At 56.9% G+C, this 17,825-nt stretch carries 18 protein-coding genes; 7 read left to right on the top strand and 11 right to left on the bottom strand.

Features of this window, described 5'->3' with window-relative positions; translation table 11 throughout:
- Positions 1-191: 191 nt before the first annotated feature.
- Both FBR45_RS07570 and FBR45_RS07565 read right to left on the bottom strand, forming a co-directional pair.
- Positions 192-986 carry a thymidylate synthase gene (locus tag FBR45_RS07570; RefSeq protein ID WP_138500795.1) on the bottom strand — a complete coding sequence of 265 codons (795 nt, stop codon included), beginning with the start codon at positions 984-986 and terminating at the stop codon, positions 192-194.
- A 126-nt stretch (positions 987-1,112) separates the two neighbouring features.
- Positions 1,113-1,574 (bottom strand): OsmC family protein, encoded by a 462-nt coding sequence (locus tag FBR45_RS07565; RefSeq protein WP_138500793.1) that lies wholly within the window; start codon positions 1,572-1,574, stop codon positions 1,113-1,115.
- Positions 1,575-1,634: 60 nt separating this feature from the next.
- Between FBR45_RS07565 and FBR45_RS07560 the strand changes: the two genes are divergently transcribed.
- On the top strand, positions 1,635-1,988 hold the full coding sequence (locus FBR45_RS07560) for a hypothetical protein (RefSeq protein WP_138500791.1): 354 nt from the start codon (positions 1,635-1,637) through the stop codon (positions 1,986-1,988).
- A gap of 40 nt (positions 1,989-2,028) precedes the next feature.
- Here the strand turns inward: FBR45_RS07560 and mtgA are convergent, their stop codons facing one another.
- From mtgA to FBR45_RS07545, 3 genes are all read right to left on the bottom strand, one after another.
- Positions 2,029-2,859, bottom strand: a complete 831-nt coding sequence (mtgA, locus tag FBR45_RS07555) for a monofunctional biosynthetic peptidoglycan transglycosylase (RefSeq protein ID WP_171044850.1) — start codon at positions 2,857-2,859, stop codon at positions 2,029-2,031.
- Positions 2,860-2,965: 106 nt separating this feature from the next.
- Complete coding sequence (hemW, locus tag FBR45_RS07550) at positions 2,966-4,132, bottom strand: radical SAM family heme chaperone HemW (protein ID WP_138500789.1); 1,167 nt, start codon at positions 4,130-4,132, stop codon at positions 2,966-2,968.
- 56 nt (positions 4,133-4,188) lie between these two features.
- On the bottom strand, positions 4,189-4,650 hold the full coding sequence (locus tag FBR45_RS07545; RefSeq protein ID WP_138500787.1) for a GNAT family N-acetyltransferase: 462 nt from the start codon (positions 4,648-4,650) through the stop codon (positions 4,189-4,191).
- Between the two features lie 271 nt (positions 4,651-4,921).
- Here FBR45_RS07545 and FBR45_RS07540 point away from each other — a divergent pair, with 271 nt between their 5' ends.
- From FBR45_RS07540 to FBR45_RS07530, 3 genes are read left to right on the top strand one after another with little or no spacing between them, the layout of a single operon-like run.
- Positions 4,922-5,734 carry a DUF4198 domain-containing protein gene (locus tag FBR45_RS07540; RefSeq protein WP_246082142.1) on the top strand — a complete coding sequence of 271 codons (813 nt, stop codon included), beginning with the start codon at positions 4,922-4,924 and terminating at the stop codon, positions 5,732-5,734.
- A 12-nt stretch (positions 5,735-5,746) separates the two neighbouring features.
- On the top strand, positions 5,747-6,160 hold the full coding sequence (locus FBR45_RS07535) for a DoxX family protein (protein ID WP_138500783.1): 414 nt from the start codon (positions 5,747-5,749) through the stop codon (positions 6,158-6,160).
- Positions 6,147-7,364 (top strand): N-acetylmuramoyl-L-alanine amidase family protein, encoded by a 1,218-nt coding sequence (locus FBR45_RS07530; protein WP_138500781.1) that lies wholly within the window; start codon positions 6,147-6,149, stop codon positions 7,362-7,364. Before FBR45_RS07535 ends, FBR45_RS07530 begins: the two co-directional genes overlap by 14 nt.
- A gap of 7 nt (positions 7,365-7,371) precedes the next feature.
- On the opposite strand, the gene FBR45_RS07525 is transcribed toward FBR45_RS07530, so the two are convergent.
- From FBR45_RS07525 to FBR45_RS07510, 4 genes are read right to left on the bottom strand one after another with little or no spacing between them, the layout of a single operon-like run.
- Entirely contained in the window at positions 7,372-8,172 is an 801-nt protein-coding gene (locus tag FBR45_RS07525; protein ID WP_138500779.1) for a PhzF family phenazine biosynthesis protein, read from the bottom strand.
- A gap of 28 nt (positions 8,173-8,200) precedes the next feature.
- Positions 8,201-8,884, bottom strand: a complete 684-nt coding sequence (hxpB, locus tag FBR45_RS07520; RefSeq protein WP_138500777.1) for a hexitol phosphatase HxpB — start codon at positions 8,882-8,884, stop codon at positions 8,201-8,203.
- A 4-nt stretch (positions 8,885-8,888) separates the two neighbouring features.
- On the bottom strand, positions 8,889-9,599 hold the full coding sequence (locus FBR45_RS07515) for a hypothetical protein (RefSeq protein ID WP_138500775.1): 711 nt from the start codon (positions 9,597-9,599) through the stop codon (positions 8,889-8,891).
- Between the two features lie 5 nt (positions 9,600-9,604).
- The gene (locus FBR45_RS07510) at positions 9,605-9,886 is read right to left on the bottom strand and encodes a YciI family protein (RefSeq protein WP_138500773.1); all 282 of its coding nucleotides are present in this window, start codon (positions 9,884-9,886) and stop codon (positions 9,605-9,607) included.
- A gap of 153 nt (positions 9,887-10,039) precedes the next feature.
- Between FBR45_RS07510 and FBR45_RS07505 the strand changes: the two genes are divergently transcribed.
- From FBR45_RS07505 to FBR45_RS07495, 3 genes are all read left to right on the top strand, one after another.
- Positions 10,040-10,855 (top strand): CPBP family intramembrane glutamic endopeptidase, encoded by an 816-nt coding sequence (locus FBR45_RS07505; RefSeq protein WP_138500771.1) that lies wholly within the window; start codon positions 10,040-10,042, stop codon positions 10,853-10,855.
- A 50-nt stretch (positions 10,856-10,905) separates the two neighbouring features.
- Positions 10,906-12,006: a sensor histidine kinase gene (locus FBR45_RS07500; RefSeq protein WP_138500769.1), complete on the top strand. Its 1,101-nt coding sequence runs from the start codon at positions 10,906-10,908 to the stop codon at positions 12,004-12,006.
- A gap of 72 nt (positions 12,007-12,078) precedes the next feature.
- Positions 12,079-14,508 (top strand): S9 family peptidase, encoded by a 2,430-nt coding sequence (locus tag FBR45_RS07495; RefSeq protein WP_394344362.1) that lies wholly within the window; start codon positions 12,079-12,081, stop codon positions 14,506-14,508.
- Between the two features lie 83 nt (positions 14,509-14,591).
- Here FBR45_RS07495 and FBR45_RS07490 read toward each other — a convergent pair whose 3' ends face one another.
- A complete protein-coding gene (locus FBR45_RS07490) occupies positions 14,592-16,916 on the bottom strand; it encodes a T9SS type A sorting domain-containing protein (protein WP_246082140.1) in 2,325 nt (774 codons plus the stop codon).
- A 185-nt stretch (positions 16,917-17,101) separates the two neighbouring features.
- Positions 17,102-17,596 (bottom strand): hypothetical protein, encoded by a 495-nt coding sequence (locus FBR45_RS07485; protein WP_077920058.1) that lies wholly within the window; start codon positions 17,594-17,596, stop codon positions 17,102-17,104.
- Positions 17,597-17,825 lie beyond the last annotated feature (229 nt).

Here is a 17,825-nt window from a genome sequence, read left to right as displayed (position 1 = left end):
TGGTTCCGCTTGCGCTCCGATCCGGTATGCCGTTCTGGTTAAGCTGGCATTATAGCGGTATGGGCGCATCCGTAACGAGCCTGTATGCTGCTTTTCTGGTTGAGAGCAGCTACCGGTTTTTTCCGCCAGGCTGGTTCTGGTACGTCACTATGGGATCGGCCAACGCCGTTTTTCTGATCGGTGCGGTACTGCTATACCGCTACCGGCGCTTTGATAGCCGGCCAGGGGTCGTAATTTTCGAGCGTAAAATCGGCAAAGGTGAAGTCAAATACCGACCGTACGGCGGGGTTCAGCCGCATGACCGGCAGCGGACGCGGCTCGCGCGCTAGCTGGGTTTCTACCTGCTCAAGGTGATTCAGATACAGGTGCGTATCGCCCCCTGTCCAGATAAATTCGTGGGCTTCCAGGCCACACTCCTGAGCCACCATCATGGTCAGCAGCGCGTAGGAGGCAATATTGAAGGGCACACCCAGAAAGACGTCGGCGCTGCGCTGGTAGAGCTGGCAGGACAGCTTGTTATCGGCCACATAAAATTGAAACAGAGCATGGCAGGGCTGCAGGGCCATGCTCGGAATATCGGCTGGATTCCAGGCTGAGACAATAATCCGGCGCGAATCGGGTGAGTTTTTCAACTGCCACAGCACCTCGCTGAGCTGGTCAATCACGCGGCCGTCGGGCGCGCTCCAGCTACGCCACTGTTTTCCGTAAACGGGGCCCAGGTCGCCCTGTTCGTCGGCCCATTCGTCCCAGATACTAACACCATTGTCTTTGAGGTACCTGATGTTGGTATCACCTTTGATGAACCACAGCAATTCGTGGATGATCGACTTCGTATGCACTTTCTTGGTAGTCACCAGCGGGAAGCCCTCCTGCAGGTTGAAGCGCATCTGGTAACCGAAAACGCTGATGGTACCGGTGCCGGTACGGTCTGTTTTGCGGGTTCCGGTGGCAAGAATATGTCGAAGCAGATCGTGATATTGGCGCATGGGCGATGTCGAAATGAACCCAAAAGTCGGTAGTTACCGGCCGGAAGTCAACAGGCCAATTGCTTTTTTCATACCGCGCGCGCCGGCCGGTATCAGTACCCAAACCGGATGCGCGCCGGTAAGAACCTAAGATTCAATCTCGAACGAGTAGGTAATGTCCGCAGTAGGCCGGAACTGGGCCGTGGCAGAACAGTATTTATCCATCGACAGGTCGATGGCGCGCTTTACGCGATCAGCATCGAGAGCGCCCTTCAACGTATAGGTCAGGTGAATCTTCTGGAAGGGGGCGGGCGTAGCTCCCTTCTGACGAAGCCCGTCGACCGACAGCCGGAATCCTTCGATAACCTGCTTCTGTTTCTGCAGAATCAGGATGACATCAATGGCCGAACAGCCAGCCAGTCCCATCAGCAGCATCTCCATGGGACGAGCCCCGGCATTGTGCCCGCCAATGTCGGTTGCTGCGTCAATATGCTGCACAACACCCGACGTACCAACGGCCTCAAAATGAAAGGCATCGTCGACCCGAACGAGTTCTACCTGCATCGTATTAAATTCAGGAACAGTGGCAACCGGTTGTGAATCAAGCATTGTATTTCTTGCGTTTATAGGGTATCGTTTGTACTTTCACAGACTTAAACAAACGGAGTCATGTCCGAAAAATTCACTGACGACCTCTTTGACCTGAAAAACGACCGGCGGCTGAGCGTATACCTCTACCGGGCCGGTTTTGGCTGCTGGCTATTGTACATTTTGTCAGGTGCCCGCTTCATGCAGTCAGTGAGTACATACCGAACAGATTTTGGGGTGTTCGCGTTCTTTTTGATGGTCATGGGCCTGTCGGCGTCCATGATTTATGACTACTACCACCATCCGGCCGAGTTTGCCCAGAAAAGAAAGTGGCTGGCTATCAGCTACGTGGTATTGGCGGGCCTGATTTATTTCTTTATTCTGCACCACGAGCCGGTCTCGATCGAGCACCTGCTGGGCCGGGGTTTGTTTTAGCAGACGTTCTGCCGAGCGAGCCCGCTCCTGTATCACCACTCTACAAATTCCGGATGTATTTCTGCCCACCGAGGTAACGCATCTGCCGGGCAATCTGGCGGGTTCGTCGCTGCACGTAGTTCGACGGCTTCTGAATCGACAACTGCCGGGGATTAGGTAGAACAGCGGCAATACGGGCCGCTTCGTTGCGGCTGAGCGTGGTGGATGAATGGCCGTAGAACCGCTGACTGGCGGCTTCTACTCCAAACGTCATCGGCCCCGTTTCGGCCACGTTCAGATATACTTCCAGAATTCGTTTCTTGCCCCAGATCAGCTCGATCAGTACGGTGAAGTACACTTCCAGGCCCTTGCGGATGTAGCTCCGCCCGTTCCAGAGAAACACATTCTTGGCGACCTGCTGCGAGATGGTACTGGCACCACGTGGCCGTTTCCGATGCTGGTTCTCTTTGATCGCATCCTGGATCTCGTCAAAATCGAACCCCCAGTGCGTCGGGAAGGCCTGATCTTCGGATGCGACTACAGCCAGGGCGGCTTCTTTGCTGATCTCGTCGTAGGGTCGCCATTTCTTGTAGACCCGCCCCGGCTCGTCGGTACCGACCGTATCGAACCAGCGCGACACAACCAGGGGCGTTACCCAGACGGGCACGTATTTCAGCGCGATCACGTAGCCGATCGACCCGAAGAACAACCATAGAAACGCCTTGATGCAGAACCAGTACATTCGTTCCAGCAGGGGCCGCTGCCGGATAAACCCGCGCGCCTGTTGCCAGCGTCCCGTCTTCTGCAGGCGGCTCGTTGACGCATGAGTCGCTTTGGGGCGGGGTTGCTGCGGCATATCGCGAAAGGTGTTGGCACGACGTTGCGGATTCATAAATGCGGGTCTGTTGCGCGAAAATAGCAGTATTGATACCGGAAATCCGAACGCCGAATCGACAGGATAGACAATTTCTATTCTGGGGCAACACCCAACCAGAGCGTTACTCTACGAACAGCGTGGCGGATACCCGGTCGGCAAAGAGCTTACCGGCCTGGGTCAGAAGCAACTGCCCGCCCTCGTTCGTCAACCAGCCCGACGCATACAGTCGGTTCAGTTCGCGGGCCTGCACCTGAGTAAAGTCGGCGCCCAGCAGTTCGCTCAGCTCAGCAACCGAACAGCCCCATTGGGTACGCAATCCCGTCAGGAGGTACTCGTTCACCTGATCGGCTACCGACAGCTCCTCCACCGTGGCGGGCAACGTACCGGCGCTGATCGCAGCGATATAACGTCCATTGTTGGCTATGTTGTATTGGCGCGAGAAACCATTGTACGAATGGGCACTGGGTCCGATGCCGAGGTAAGGCCGACGCTGCCAGTAGGCCGTATTATGCCGTGCATACTGAATCTGCCCCCTGTCGTTCGGCCGGGCAAAGTTGGATATTTCGTACTGGTGGTACCCGGCCCCGGTTAGCGCCTGCGTCAGCTCTTCGAATTGTGTAGCCGCCAGGCCCTCATCGGCGGGGGGCAGTTTCCCGGTTTTTGTCCACCGGCCAAATGCAGTGTCCGACTCAATGGTCAGTGCATAGGCCGACAGGTGGGTAACGGGCAGGGCCAGCATGGTCTCCACATCCGTTTGCCAGGCCGACGTGTCCCGGACCGACGTGTCCCGGACAGGGATGCCGTAGATCAGGTCTACGCTCAGGTTCTCAAACCCGGCGTTGCGCGCCTGGCTGACGCAGGCATGCGCTTCGACGGCTGTATGCGCCCGGTTCATCCACCGGAGAGTAGGTTCGTCGAAGGTCTGAATCCCGATGCTGAGCCGATTCACGTAGCGGTTCAGCATGCGAAGCTTGTCGGGATTCAAATCGTCCGGATTGGCTTCGAGGGTTATTTCGGGTAACGTACCGCTGGCACCGGCAACCAGGGTAAACTGTCGGTAAATGGTACTAAAAAGCTGATCCAGTTCGGCCTCGGTCAGCAGGGAGGGCGTTCCCCCGCCCAGGTAGATCGTCTCCAGCGTTTTGTTCGGCAGGTAGTCGGCCTGCATGGCCAGCTCGGCGCATAACGCATCGACCAGCGCCGATTTCTGGCCCAGGCTTGTACTAAAGTGAAAGTCGCAGTAATGACAGGCCTGCTTGCAGAAGGGTATGTGAACGTACAGATGCATGTAGGTATATGACACCAAACCAGAACCGCAGGTTCACCCAACCGGCCCGCCACCGGTCAAAGCAGCGATTTTTCCAGCACGATGGTCAGCCCATGCGGGCCTTGCAGGGTTCCGGTAATGGCAAAGCCGAACCGAAGATTGAGGATCAGCATCTCGCGCCACTGGTTATAGGTTTGGGTACGGATGGTATGATAGCCCTGTTCCCGACACCAGTCGTGCTGCCGACGCATCAGCTCTGACGCAATTCCCTGCCCTCGACAAGCCGGATCGACGCAGCCAAGCCAGCTGTAGAAATGACCGGGTTTGCGTTCGTACCCCAGCTTACAGCCAACCACCTGCTCGTGAAGCGAATCGATAGCCAGCTCGGTCAATAGTGGCGTTCGGGCGTGCTGATAGTGTAACTCGGCCAGCAGATCGGCCTTGGTACGGGTAGAAAATACGGAACTGAGGAGGGAAAGAAAAGATGCAACCAGGGGCTCGGCCGGCCAGCCGACTACCCGTTCGTACCGAATGTTCATCCGGCAAAGATGGTATACAGACGCCAAACGTTCGGCAAATTCCGACCGATCAGTCCGGACACTTCTTGCAGCGTTTGCCCTTTTTGTACTTCTTGCAGCATTTCTTCAGCACGCACTCCTGTCCAACAAAAGCGTTGAACGACAGAAGCGGTTTCGCATCAGAGGCAGGATGGGTTGTTACAGAAGAGAAAGAATCGTCAGTCATGACTGGTTACTGGCTGCTGGTATACAACAAAGGTATATCTATTTAGATTTAATACAAATAAGATTTGTGAAAAAATTCTGGATCACTTTTGGGCTGTGCGTAGGAGCCGGTATAGTACTGGCTCACGAGTTCTGGTTGCAGCCAAGTCAGTATTTTGCTCAGGCTGGCAACCGGATCAGTTTGAAGATTCTGGTTGGCGAGGGGTTTCTGGGTGAGCGTTCGGAGGGCAGGAAGAATCGAATCATTCAGTACAGGCACTACACAGCTACCGGTACCACCGACCTTAGCCCAACCCTATCCGGCGATACATACGGTGATGTATCCGTAGTACTTACTTCACCCGGCACTCACCTGTTCAGTTTCAGCAACACGCCCAAGTTTCTGACGATGAAGGCCGATAGCTTTCTGCTGTACCTGAAAGAAGATGGGCTCGACGCAATTATTGCGGCCCGGCAGCAACGGGGCGACAGCCGTAAGCCCAGTCGGGAATTGTACCAGCGCTGCGTAAAGACTCTTGTACAGGTAGGCCAGAAAACGGACGGGACTTTTGCGGCCAACACCAACTTACCGCTCGACATACGGGCCAGCCGAAACCCTTACGACCAGCGGGCCGGGCAGCAGGGCGAATTCCAGATTTTGTTTGGGAAAAAGCCGGTAGCGAATGCGCTGGTTCGATACTGGAATCGTAACGCAGCCAACCGACTTGCTGAAGAACAGCAACGATCCGATCAGCAGGGACGCGTTCGGTTCCGGCTCCGATCGGGTCAGAATATGATCAGTGTAGTGCATATGGTTCCGGCCAGCGATACAGCCCAGGCCCGGTATGGTCGGGCCGACTGGCATAGTTTCTGGGGCAGCCTGACGTTTGGCTGTCGATAATTCGTATGTTGTATGAACACTCTGTTGAATAGTCTGGACCGTTACCAGGCTTACGCACCATTCCTGATTCGGCTGGTTGTTGCCTACCAGCTTTTCGACGCTGCGGGCCATACGGCGCTCAACCCGTCGGAGGGCTTGCCAGGTTATGCCGACTGGCTTACCAGTCTGGGCTTTCCGCTGCCGATGGTGAGTGCAGCACTGTCGGCCTATACCGAATTTATTGGCTGTATCCTGCTGGTGCTGGGCTGGAAAACCCGCTGGGCCGCCCTGTTCCTGATCATCAACTTTTCGCTGGCCCTACTGGTTGCCCATGTAGCCATTGGTGATACGTTTAAAAACACCCTTCCAGCCCTTACGATCTGGGCCGTCAGCGTATTCTTACTACTCAACGGTCCCGGTAAACCATCCATTGATGAAGGCATTTAACTGGCTATCTGTTAGCGCTTTCGCCCTGATCCATACGGGACTGGTGGCCCAGACACCGGTTCTGCGCGACACGCTGCTGACGGGCTACACACGCACCGCCCTGACTCCACTCTATTACGGCCAGGGTACCGACCGACTCGGCGGAGCCCGCATGGAAACCCTCGACTCCGGGGTCGTACTCCGGATAACCGGGCTCGATACCATGTCCCGATTATGGCGGGTGCGGCTTTCTCCTACCCTGTCGGCCTTTGTTCCGACAGACCAGATCACAGCCGACACCCTGACGGCCCGCCAGCCCGGTTCGGCGAGGTTCATCAACAACTGGACCGTATCGGGCGACTCGACCCGGCCCTTCGATTACGTAGCGGTTCGGTTGCCCGCCCGACTGCCCTACCGGAGTCAGATACATAACGACCCCGGCCAGCTTATTGTCGATGTTTTTGGCGCTACTGCCAACACGAACTGGATTACCCAACTGGCCTCGGCTACCGAAGTGAAGCGAGTCTGGTTTGAGCAGCTCGCCGACGAAACCGTCCGAATTAATATTGATCTGAAGCACCGGCAGCCCTGGGGCTACGCGATCTATTATCAACGCAACACACTGCTGATCCGCGTGCGTCGACCGCCCCGCCGACCCCGATTACGGGACCTGGCAATCGCCGTAGACGCAGGCCATGGAGGCTCCAACACAGGTGCGCGCGGCCAGCAAACCGGAAAACTGGAGAAAGAAATGACCCTCGATGTGGCCCTGCGGCTGCAACGGCTCCTCGAACGGGCCGGTAGCCAGGTACTGATGACCCGCGCTATCGATACCCTACTGGGCCCCACCGCCCGGATTCTGGCCATGCGCCGGGCGCAACCCAACCTGCTCGTCAGCATTCATTTCAACTCGGCCGGCAATGCGGGCGTGCGCGGAGTCAGCACGTACTACAAACACCCGGGTTTCCGACCGTTGAGCCAGCACATTTTGCACGAACTGCTGCAAATCAGAACCAACGACGGTCACCCCAACGAGTTTGGAAACATTGGGCATTTCAACTTTTTCTTTAACGCCCCGACCGATTATCCCAACGTGCTGGTTGAGGGACCGTTTTTGAGCAACCCCGCCGACGAAGCCCTGATTACTGACAGGCGGTTTCGCCACCGAATGGCCAAAGCCATCCGGCGAGGCATCCGAAAGTTTCTGGCCGACAGCGCGCGTTAGTGTAACGCTAAATCAGGATGTCGCCCACCAGATAAAGTTGTACCTGCCCGGCAATATCGACCCGTTCGCCGTTGAGTTTGCAGCGCAGGTAGCCACCCCGCTGCGACAGCTGGCGGGCCGTCAGGTCGTTTTTCCCCAGCTGTTCGGCCCAGTAGGGGGTCAGGGTAGTGTGGGCCGAACCCGTTACGGGGTCTTCATCGATGCCGGACTGGGGCCCGAAGAAACGGGACACGAAATCGACGCCACTATCGGCATCGCCCGGCGCCGTTACTATTACCCCCCGGGCCGGTACGGTGGCCATCTCCCGGAAATCGGGGGCCAGCGCTTCAATCTGTTCCTGGCTTTCGTAAATCAGCAGGTAGTCCGTTTTTCCCCTGTACACCGCCCTGGGTTTCTCGCCCAGGCTGGCTACCAGCGCGGGCGGCTGCACATTCGCTTTATGAACAATATCGGCCGGAAAGTCGAGCGTGAGCCAGCCATCATCACCGCGGCATACCTTGAGCAGGCCGCTGCGCGACTCGAAGAAAATTTGATCGGTATCCGGTTTCTCTTCCAGATAAAAGACAACGTGGCCGGTTGCCAGGGTCGCGTGGCCACACAGGTCGACCTCTACAGTTGGCGTAAACCACCGGATATGAAAGGTGGCTTCCTGATCGGTTTGTACGTAAAAGGCCGTCTCGGCCAGGTTGTTTTCAGCCGCAATTCGCTGCATCTGGTCGTCTGGGAGCCAGTCTGGGAGCGCCACTACAGCGGCCGGATTGCCAGCAAACAGCTGGTCGGAGAAAGCGTCAAGCTGATAAATTTTCATAAGGGGTGACCGGGTTCTGTGGTTCTATTCAGGAATAGTTCTGTATGGACCGCAGCCGTTCAAACAGCTGCGGGGTAAACTGGGTAAGCGATGGTATAATTAGATCGGCCAGGGCAAACTTCGGGTCCTGGATTTCGAACCCGGCCGGTACCGCTACTGTTCGCATACCGGCTGCATGGGCCGAGGCCAGCCCCGTACCTGAGTCCTCGAACGCCAGACACCGGGCCGGATCGATAGCCAGTTTGCGGGCCGCCCCCAGATACACGTCGGGCGCCGGCTTGTTCCGTTTTTCCAGCGTAGCCGAGTGCCAGAGCACCAGCCTGTCGCGAATATCCATCCGGTTAACGACTACTTCGATAAGACTCATCGGCGAGGCCGAGGCAATAGCCGTGGCTATGCCCTGTTCGGCGAAGAAGTCGAGTATGGCCAGGGCGCCCGGCATAGGTTCGGCCAGTCGACCGATGCGTTCGTGAGCGCCCTCGGTAATGGCAGCCCCGATTTCGGCGCGGCTATGGCCGGGCGTTTCGACCCAGGGCATGCGTCCGTACCAGTAGTCAACGACGGCCGGAATGGGCATGCCTGTCGTTTGCATACACTCTTCGTCGGTGAGGTTCAGCCCTACGGTCCGAAACACCTCCTGTTCTACTGACCGCCAGTGGGGTTCTGAGTCCACCAGCAGCCCATCCATATCAAAAATAGCTGCGTGTATCAACGTACTAGAGTCTCACCATAACCTGGGAGACAGTTGGGTTAAGCGTTTGCATGACCGGACTGCTGCTTGCAAAGGGCCGGTCGCCCATGACCTGTTCGGCCAGCTTCTGGTCGTTCGCCGTGGCTGAATCCATTGAGAACCGAACACTGAGAAGCGAAAGCTGTCCTTTAGGTTGTAAAACTCCTCCCTGCCAGTCACCCACCAGGCCGCCCATATCCCAGCCGAAGCCGTAGAGCTGAAAGGGCCGACCGTTAATTGTCTCGACCTCGCGCAGGGTACTACCAATTTTCAGTCCATTTTCCAGCGCCCAGCGAGACCGCTTGCCTGAGCGCCCGCTACTTTGGTACGACGGTCGCAGCAGAATAGCGTCGGGTTTGCTGAATGTCCTGGTATCTTTCCAGATAATTTCTGCCTGATCGGGTGTGCCGCGAAACAGGGTGGTGCCGACGGTCGTTTCGCCCTCGGCCACGTAGATGGTATCATGCGTCACAACAGCCGGGCCTAGCCGGGCCATCAACGAGGCTTCGGTAGAGGTAGCCGTGATGGTACCAACCCGTTTGCCGGGAATGATCAGAAAAGACCCGGCGTCGACCGGCTGGCGGCTGGTTGCGGTGGCAGCCTCTGTCGGTTCTGTAGTTGTCGTATCGGCACGTTGCCGGCACGCTTCTGCCAGTAAGGCCACCGTTATCAGTAGGAAAAGCGTAGTACGAAGCATAATCACTAGACGTCAGCCTGGCGAAACGGTTTTACATCGATTCGATCCCAGACGCGTTCAACGATATACGGGTCGGTAAGCAGATACTGCCGTAGCTGCTCGTCAGACTCCAAGTCCAGCATGAGCATAGAACCGATCATTTGCCCGTCGGGGTCGAGCAGTGCTCCGCCCAGAATGAACTGCCCGTTAGCCTTGAGTTGACGAACATAATCGAGGTGAGCGGGCCGAACAGCCATACGTCGGTCCAGACTGGCCGGGTGATCATACGCGTGAATGACGTATTTCATGAGCATCAAATTCGCGGGTTGTGTGGCAAGATACCATCTTTCGCCGTTTTCATCCCATAGTCCAGTGGGTTCGTCCCACATTTTTGTCGGGGCCGGCCGGGTCCTTTAGCTTTGAGTCATTCTTACCAAAACACCTGTATAGACCGTCTTTTCATGGCAACCAATTCCAGATCAACCGATTTTCCGACAAACGCTCCATCTAGTGCTACGCCGATGCCTTATCCGTCGCTGCTGCAGGCCTGGGGCCTGATTGGTCTGCTGCTGCTGGCTGGCATTCCGGCCGCTCTGCCGTCCTTACTCATCAGCCAGCTGGCCCCCGACCTGAAAGCCGTTGGCGACACCCTGGCCTACATACTGGCCTTTAGCCTGACCATCTGGTTCGCGTTCCGGCAGCGCCGGTCATCGGCTCTTTCGTTTGCCCCGGTGGCGCCGGCGGTATTTCCGCTCGTGGCGCTGGGTACGGTGGCGCTGGGTCTGCTGATCGAACCACTGACCTCGGTGCTGCCTACACCCGACTGGCTCGAGCAGATTATGCGGGATGCGTTTACCAAAGACGCCATTTTTTCGGCGGTCGTCTGCGCCCCCATCCTGGAGGAGATTCTGCTACGGGGCATTATCACGGATGGGTTTCTAAAACGCTATTCGCCCACCCAGGCCGTTGTCTGGTCGGCCGTTATCTTCGGGGTGATGCACCTCAACCCGGTACAGACCGTGGGCGCTACGGTGCTGGGGCTAGCGCTGGGCTGGTTATACTACCGCACCCGATCACTATGGCCCTGTATATTTTTACATTTCGTCAATAATAGTATTGGATCGCTGGGTTTATACTTCGACGAGTCGCCCGATATGAGCGTTAATTACACACAACAGTGGATCGGCGACAACAGCCTGTACGCGGCTTTGCTGGTTGTTTCGGCCGTTGGTTGCTACGGGGTCTATCGGGCACTTGACCGGATACTCCCTCAGTAACCGGCCTGATTCCCTTCCTCCATTCAGTATCGATTCTGTTCTTATACCCGATGAAGCCCCTTTCTCTCTCGTTGAGGCTACCCCTGCAGTCAATTGTCAGACGATTCGTCGTGAACCGGGAGGTTCGTTTACTCCTGATCCATCTGTTCATCTGGGTAACCATTAGCCTGGTCCAGTACTACCTGATGGTTCGGTTTGTACCCGTTGGCAAGGCCCCCGCCGGCACAGCCGTCATCTATCAGTACGCCAGTCAGCCGTTTGTGTACCTCCAGATCACCCTGCTGATGAATCTGATCTTCGTGGTTTGCGTGCATGGCTGCTACTGGTTTTACCGGTGGGTATTCGACCGCGACCGCCGTTGGAGCGCCCCCGTATTTTTTGTGTTTGCGGTATCGCTCTTCATCGGCTTTGCCTTTCTGATGGGTATTTATGCTGGTATCTTCGAGCGGCATATCGATCAGGCCATGGTCGTCAGCAGCATTAGTTTTTCGTGGGTATACGCTCTCGTATTCACGTTCGTTCGGGCCTACCGGCAACAAAAACGCGATCAGCAGCGATTGGTTCAGCAGAAGACACACGCCGAACTGGCAGCCCTGAAGGCCCAGGTGAATCCCCATTTTCTGTTCAACACGCTGAACAACCTTTACGGCACGGCCCTAACTGGCGACTCGGACCGAACAGCAGTCGGCATTGAACACCTGTCGGGCGTGATGCGGCACATGGTCGAAGAGTCCAAACGCGACCGGACGCCCATCGGCAAAGAGATCAAGTTTCTGGAAGACACTATTGAGTTGCACCAGATGCGCGTACCGCGGCTCGACACCATCCGGATTCATTCCATCATGCGCTGGGACGGTTTGCAGGCCGAGATTGCCCCCCTGCTGCTGGTATCGTTCATCGAAAATGCCTTCAAGTACGGCATCAGCATGAGCCAGCCCTGCTTTGTCGACATCCGGCTCACTGTGGAGCAAGGCCAGCTGTCGTTTCGATGCCGCAACAGCATTATCCCAACCAACCGACTTGGCGCCAGTACCGGCACCGGCATCGACAACGTTCAGCAGCGGCTGCAATTAATTTACCCCAAGCGGCATACCCTCACGATTCAGGAAGAAAACGACGTGTTTGACGTTACGCTGACAATTGTGCTCTAAAACAGTTAACGCCTTCGGCATTTCTTGCTAATTTCCGGCTTTCAAGCCTGTTTTCCCCACGTCCTTCTGTCTATGACCCGCTTCTCTGGCTGGCCGCTTCTGCTGTTGACGGCCGTAGCCTCGGCGCAGCCAACGCCCCCATCACGCCCTACCCTCACCGTCGAAACCATCATGCAGGACCCCAAGGGCTGGGTAGGTACCTCCCCCTCCAGCCCCTTCTGGTCCGACGACTCTAAAACACTGTACTTCAGCTGGAACCCGACCCGCGAACCGGGCGACTCGCTTTATAAGGTGACCTTTACCGCGGGTAAAACCCTCGCCCCGACCAAACCGCTTAAAGTCAGCCCTACCGAAAGACGAACCCTGGCCACCCCGCCCAACGCCGTCTTTAACCAGGCCCGCACCCAGCGGCTCTTTGAACGCCAGGGCGATCTATTTCTGGTCGACGTAAAGACCAACGTGCAACGGCAGCTGACCAATACCGTCGAGACCGAGAGCGACCCGGCCTGGGTTCAGTCGGGATCGGCCGGTGCCGGGCAGCGAATCGTTTTCCGGCGCAGCCCGAACCTGTTCAGCCTCGACCTCTCTACCGGTCTCCTCACCCAGCTAACCGATTTCAAATCCGGACCGAAGAAGAGCGACCCCAAACTGACCGACGAAGAGAAATTCCTGAAGGCCGATCAGCTGCGCCTGTCGGCCGTACTGGCCGAACGAAAAGCGAAGAAAGACGCTGCCGACCGCATCAACAAGGCTGACCGCCCCCGTCGGCCGAAAGAGATCTATCTCGACGATAAGCAGCTCGTGAACCCGCTGCTCAGCCCCGACGGTCGGTTTATCACCTACCGGCTATCCCGATCGGCCAGCGCCAAAACGACCATTGTACCCAATTACGTTACAGAATCGGGCTATACCGAAGACATTCCAGGCCGCACGAAAGTAGGCGCTCCGCTGGCAGCCCAGGAGTTTTTCGTTTACGACATCCAGAAAGATACCGTTCGCAGCGTACCGACAAAAGAGATTCCGGGTATTACCGATCGGCCTGCCTTCCTGAAAGCGGGCAGTAAAGCCGACACCAGCCGGAAAGCCCGACCCGTTGTTATCAGCGGCCCCGTCTGGTCAGAGGATGGAAAACTGGCCGTTGTGGTCGTTCGGTCACAGGATAACAAAGACCGCTGGATCATGCGGCTCGACCTGGCCGACCGCCCCCAGTTAACCCTGCTCGACCGCCAGCACGACGATGCCTGGATTGGCGGGCCAGGGGTTGGACCCAACGGCGGCACGGGCAATCTCGGCTTCCTGGCCGATAACCAGACCATCTGGTTCCAGTCTGAAGCGGATGGCTATTCGCATATTTATACGGTAAACGTACTAACCAAGGCCCGTAAGCAGCTGACATCGGGCAAATTCGAAGTGCAGCAAGCGTTTTTGTCCAGAGACAAAACGTACTTTTTTCTGCAAACCAACGAAGTACATCCCGGCGAGCAGCACTTTTACCGAATGCCCGCCACGGGTGGTGCCCGTACCCGGCTCACCACCATGACCGGCGCCAATGACGTGACGCTGTCGCCCGACGAAACCCGACTGGCTATCCGCTACTCGGGCAGTACCCAACCCTGGGAGTTATACGTGACGGCTCCGGCCGAGCTTCAGTCGGCTCCGGCGTCGAAGAAGACCGGTGCCACCCCGACCCCAATCCGGTTGACCGATTCGCCAACCGACGCGTTCAGGGCTTACCCCTGGCGGGAACCGAGTCTGGTTACCATTCCGGCCCGCGATGGGCAGTCGATCTACGCCCGGCTTTACAAACCCGAGAAAGCCAACGGTAAAAGTGTCGTGTTTGTCCACGGGGCCGGATACCTGCAAAATGCCCACAAGTGGTGGAGTCAGTACTTCCGCGAGTACATGTTTCACAACCTGCTGGCCGATCAGGGTTACACCGTTCTCGACATCGACTACCGGGCCTCGTCGGGTTATGGGCGCGACTGGCGTACGGGTATCTACCGGCATATGGGCGGTAAAGACCTGACCGATCATGTCGACGCGGCTCAATGGCTGGTAAGAACGCAGGGGGTCGACGCCAATCGTATTGGCATTTATGGCGGCTCGTACGGCGGATTCATTACCCTCATGGCCCTGTTTACCGCACCCGAAACGTTTAAAGCGGGAGCAGCACTACGTCCGGTAACCGACTGGGCGGCTTACAACCACCCCTACACGGCTAATATTCTGAACGAACCGCAGGCCGACTCACTGGCGTACCGGCAATCGTCGCCCATCAATTTTGCCGAAGGGCTGCGTGGGCATCTGCTCATCTGCCACGGGGTCGTTGATGTAAACGTGCACGCCCAGGATGCCATCCGGCTGGCCCAGCGGCTCATCGAACTGAAAAAGGAAAACTGGGAGCTGGCTCTGTACCCCGTTGAGGATCACGGCTTCGTAGAACCGACCAGCTGGATGGATGAATACAAACGCATACTGAAGCTCTTCAACGAACGACTCTAAACCAACCCGTTGGACGCTGGCATACCCTGCCTGCTTTTCAGGTATGAGTACGAGGTTTCATTCCATGAAGATCTCCGTTGCCATTACTCTACAATAACCCGGACAACGGCCCGGCGGTTGTCGGCGTCGGCCTGCAGCACATACTGGCCCGCCGGTATACCCGACAGCAACCAGTTGGCTTGTTTCTTGCCGGTAAAGGCCGATAGCTGCTGCTGCCAGACTGACCGTCCTGAGATATCGACCAGTTGCAGACGTACCGCCGACCGGCTTATCTGCTCGATCTCAACCCGTAGCTGATCCCGGACCGGGTTGGGGCTGATCTGCACCCGGAAGTCGCTAACGGGCTCGGCCGTGGCGGTCAGCACAAAATCGATCGCGTCTGATGGGGGCGACGAGCAACCGTTGGCCGTGATGACCGCAAAATACTGACCACTCTCAAACGGGACCAGAATCGGACGGGTAGCGTTGGGCACGGCCCGGGCCGGATTGGTCCCCTGCCGAACGTACCACTGGATGCCGGCTGTTTGATCGACCAGCAGCGTACCGCCCGAAAGCTGGATGACCGGTTTAAAAGGCAGCGGATTTGTAGCCCGGATGGTGACGAATACGGTGCTGGTGGTGCAGCGGTTGCTATCGAGTACGCTCACGGTATAGGTTCCTTCGGCCAGCGCCGTTTGGGTAGCAGTTCGGTTACGGAGTGTATCCCGTCGTTCCGTTAGCCAGTAGTAGGTGAATGGCCGGGTTCCGCCCGACACCTGTACGGTGGCTTCTCCTTCGCTGCCTCCCGCGCAGGGCGTATTTTTAACGGTGCCGGTAGCCAGCGTCAGGGCGTTGGCATCGGTAATGACGGCCACTACCGAATCGGTACAGCCTACTTCATCAGCCACCCGGAGCCGGTAGGTGTTGGGGCGCAATCCGCCGATCAGGCTGCCTGGCTGGTAGGGTTGCCCGATTAGTTGATACTGCCGTACGGTACCGCTGCCCCCCGTGCTGGTGAGCTGCACAGCACCGGTCGGGCACACGCAACAGCTGGCCGGTGTAGGCGTTGCCTGCACTTTGATCGGAGCCGCCTGCGTAACGGTTGCAGAAACCAGTTCCGAGCAGCCATTGGCGTCCGTACCAATGATGGTATAAGTGCCAACGCCCACGCCGACAAATGTGTTGCTGGCCTGAGACGCCTGACTGGTAGCCAATCGATAGGTTACGGCGCCGGTACCGCCGGTATTGCTAACGGTGATCGTGCCACTGGTCGGTCCGAAGCAGTTGACGGGTCGGGAAACGGCACTCAACCGAAGCGGAGCCGGCTGCCCTACCGCTACTGACCGCCGGGTTTCGCACCCGTTACCATCCCGCACGGTGATATCGTACGTATTGGCCGACAGCCCGGTGAACTGCGAACCCGTCTGAAATGCATTGGTACCGATCTGATACTGATAGGCTCCCGTACCCCCCGTTGCGACCACGCTGATGCTCCCATCAACGGAGCCGACACACTTGGTAGGCTGGGCCGTCAGCTGAACACTGAAAGCCGCCGGCGCGGTAACGGTAACCGACTGAAACAGCACACAATCGTTCCGGTCGGCCAGGCCAATAGTGTAGGTTGTGCCGCCTTTCAGATCCAGAAAGGTGCCGCTCTCGCGCGGGCCAACCCCATCCAGGAAGTAGCGGTAGCCGCCATTACCACCCGATGCCACCGCCACAATACCGCCATCGGCTCCGCCCGTACACTTCGCCCCCACGGCGGTAATGGTCAGCGACAACGCGTCAGGTTGTCGTACCTGCGCACTGGTCTGGACGGTACAGCCTGCGGCATCCCGGACAACGATGGGATAGGTACCGGCTACGAGCCGGTCGAAGGTAGCACCCGTCTGGAACGGCCGGTTGTTGAACTGATACTGAAGCGCTCCCGTACCGCCCCCCGCCACGACGACCACCCGGCCATTATCGCCAAGGTTACAGGAAACAGGCGTTACGGTGGCCGAAACCGAGATAGCCGCACTGACCCGAACCGTTGCTGAGGCCGATGTACTGACGGTATTCGTAACCAGCGACGTGGTACTGGTGGCGCTGCTGCTGACGGCGGTCGTTGTAACAACCGATGTGCTCGTTACACTACAGAGTACACTATACGTTGTAGTCTGGGCAGGAACCACTACCACCACCGCTCCTGTCTGGCTGGTTGACCACCGTAAGGTGCCATTGGCCGGACACCCACTGGCCGTCAGGGTTACGGACGTACCGGCACAGACGGAGGCCGAGCTTGTTCCAATGGTCAGCGCGGCTGGTGTCTGGTCCAGACCGGCCCGTACCGAATGCGTTGTTAGCAGCAGGCCGATGATCAGCATCAGCCCCGAGAGCTGAAAATGGTATAAATGTGTAGATATAGCGTACCGTATACGATTTCCCATAAGCAGAGTAGAAAGCTCAACTCAAATTCGAGCTGTTAAGGTAATCAACCAGGGTGTTGCCTGTGGTCCTTTATTTACTTTTCGGAGACAAACTTAGCGAGTTTACCCAGACGGAGAAAGCCCGTTGCCGTTATAGCATAAAACCCGGTCTAGGGCCGGGTTTTACACGCAGAAACCAAGTGTCTTCAATAAAATAAGCCCCAATCATCGGGAGCATCATTATCTTTATCAAATCCGTTTACCCACTCTACAAACAGCAGCCGGAACTGTTCGATCTCGTCGCGGAGTACGTTCAGATAAGCCGGTGTTGCCAGCTTTTCGGCTTTGCAGTAGGAAGTTTGCGCCAGTAGTTCGCGGGCGTGCATCTTGATGATGACGGCATTTTCCATGCGCAGTGTGTACAGATCTCCTCCTTCTGCGCCCACAATCTTAGGAGCAAGCATCATGGCATTGGCCAGCATTTGCTCATGCATCATTAGCACATCATCTTCCTTGTTGATTGTCTCGACAATGGCCTGCGTAAGTTCCATCAGCTCGTTGGCTTTGCGCAGAATGGGCAGATTCTTAATCCGGCGGTTTTCGGCCTCCATCTCTGCGCGGGCCTCTTCAGGATCATAATCCTCGTCGAAGCCGTCCCAGTCCATAAAGCTATCGTCGTCGTCTTCGTCGTCAAAGTTCATTGCGCATGGTTGAAGGGGTTCATCACCTTCTTTAAGACCAAAGTAACACAAAGGTTTGCCAAAAACAAATCGATACATCCAAAACACCCTGTCTACCAGAGAGAGAAAAATTCGTCCCGGTTACCCCCAGGTTACGCAGGCGGCAACCGCTTCGCTAAACGCCCCGCCCATCGGTACGGATCGTCGTGAACAGCCATACGTAGTACCGCGACATTGATATATTATTCCT

Origin of the sequence: Spirosoma lacussanchae, from assembly GCF_005870035.1 — a bacterium.
In the GTDB taxonomy this organism is placed as follows: domain Bacteria; phylum Bacteroidota; class Bacteroidia; order Cytophagales; family Spirosomataceae; genus Spirosoma; species Spirosoma lacussanchae.
This window is presented reverse-complemented; position numbering and strand designations above follow the sequence as displayed.

Bases quoted from the DNA above. Each gene is read 5' to 3' on its own strand.
- FBR45_RS07515 (WP_138500775.1), bottom strand. From the start codon at position 9,599: ATGCTTCGTACTACGCTTTTCCTACTGATAACGGTGGCCTTACTGGCA.
- hemW (WP_138500789.1), bottom strand. From the start codon at position 4,132: ATGCATCTGTACGTTCACATACCCTTCTGCAAGCAGGCCTGTCATTAC.
- FBR45_RS07525 (WP_138500779.1), bottom strand. From the start codon at position 8,172: ATGAAAATTTATCAGCTTGACGCTTTCTCCGACCAGCTGTTTGCTGGC.
- FBR45_RS07565 (WP_138500793.1), bottom strand. From the start codon at position 1,574: ATGCTTGATTCACAACCGGTTGCCACTGTTCCTGAATTTAATACGATG.
- mtgA (WP_171044850.1), bottom strand. From the start codon at position 2,859: ATGAATCCGCAACGTCGTGCCAACACCTTTCGCGATATGCCGCAGCAA.
- FBR45_RS07505 (WP_138500771.1), top strand. From the start codon at position 10,040: ATGGCAACCAATTCCAGATCAACCGATTTTCCGACAAACGCTCCATCT.
- FBR45_RS07500 (WP_138500769.1), top strand. From the start codon at position 10,906: ATGAAGCCCCTTTCTCTCTCGTTGAGGCTACCCCTGCAGTCAATTGTC.
- FBR45_RS07510 (WP_138500773.1), bottom strand. From the start codon at position 9,886: ATGAAATACGTCATTCACGCGTATGATCACCCGGCCAGTCTGGACCGA.
- FBR45_RS07560 (WP_138500791.1), top strand. From the start codon at position 1,635: ATGTCCGAAAAATTCACTGACGACCTCTTTGACCTGAAAAACGACCGG.
- FBR45_RS07495 (WP_394344362.1), top strand. From the start codon at position 12,079: ATGACCCGCTTCTCTGGCTGGCCGCTTCTGCTGTTGACGGCCGTAGCC.
- FBR45_RS07490 (WP_246082140.1), bottom strand. From the start codon at position 16,916: ATGGGAAATCGTATACGGTACGCTATATCTACACATTTATACCATTTT.
- FBR45_RS07535 (WP_138500783.1), top strand. From the start codon at position 5,747: ATGAACACTCTGTTGAATAGTCTGGACCGTTACCAGGCTTACGCACCA.
- FBR45_RS07545 (WP_138500787.1), bottom strand. From the start codon at position 4,650: ATGAACATTCGGTACGAACGGGTAGTCGGCTGGCCGGCCGAGCCCCTG.
- FBR45_RS07485 (WP_077920058.1), bottom strand. From the start codon at position 17,596: ATGAACTTTGACGACGAAGACGACGACGATAGCTTTATGGACTGGGAC.
- FBR45_RS07570 (WP_138500795.1), bottom strand. From the start codon at position 986: ATGCGCCAATATCACGATCTGCTTCGACATATTCTTGCCACCGGAACC.
- FBR45_RS07530 (WP_138500781.1), top strand. From the start codon at position 6,147: ATGAAGGCATTTAACTGGCTATCTGTTAGCGCTTTCGCCCTGATCCAT.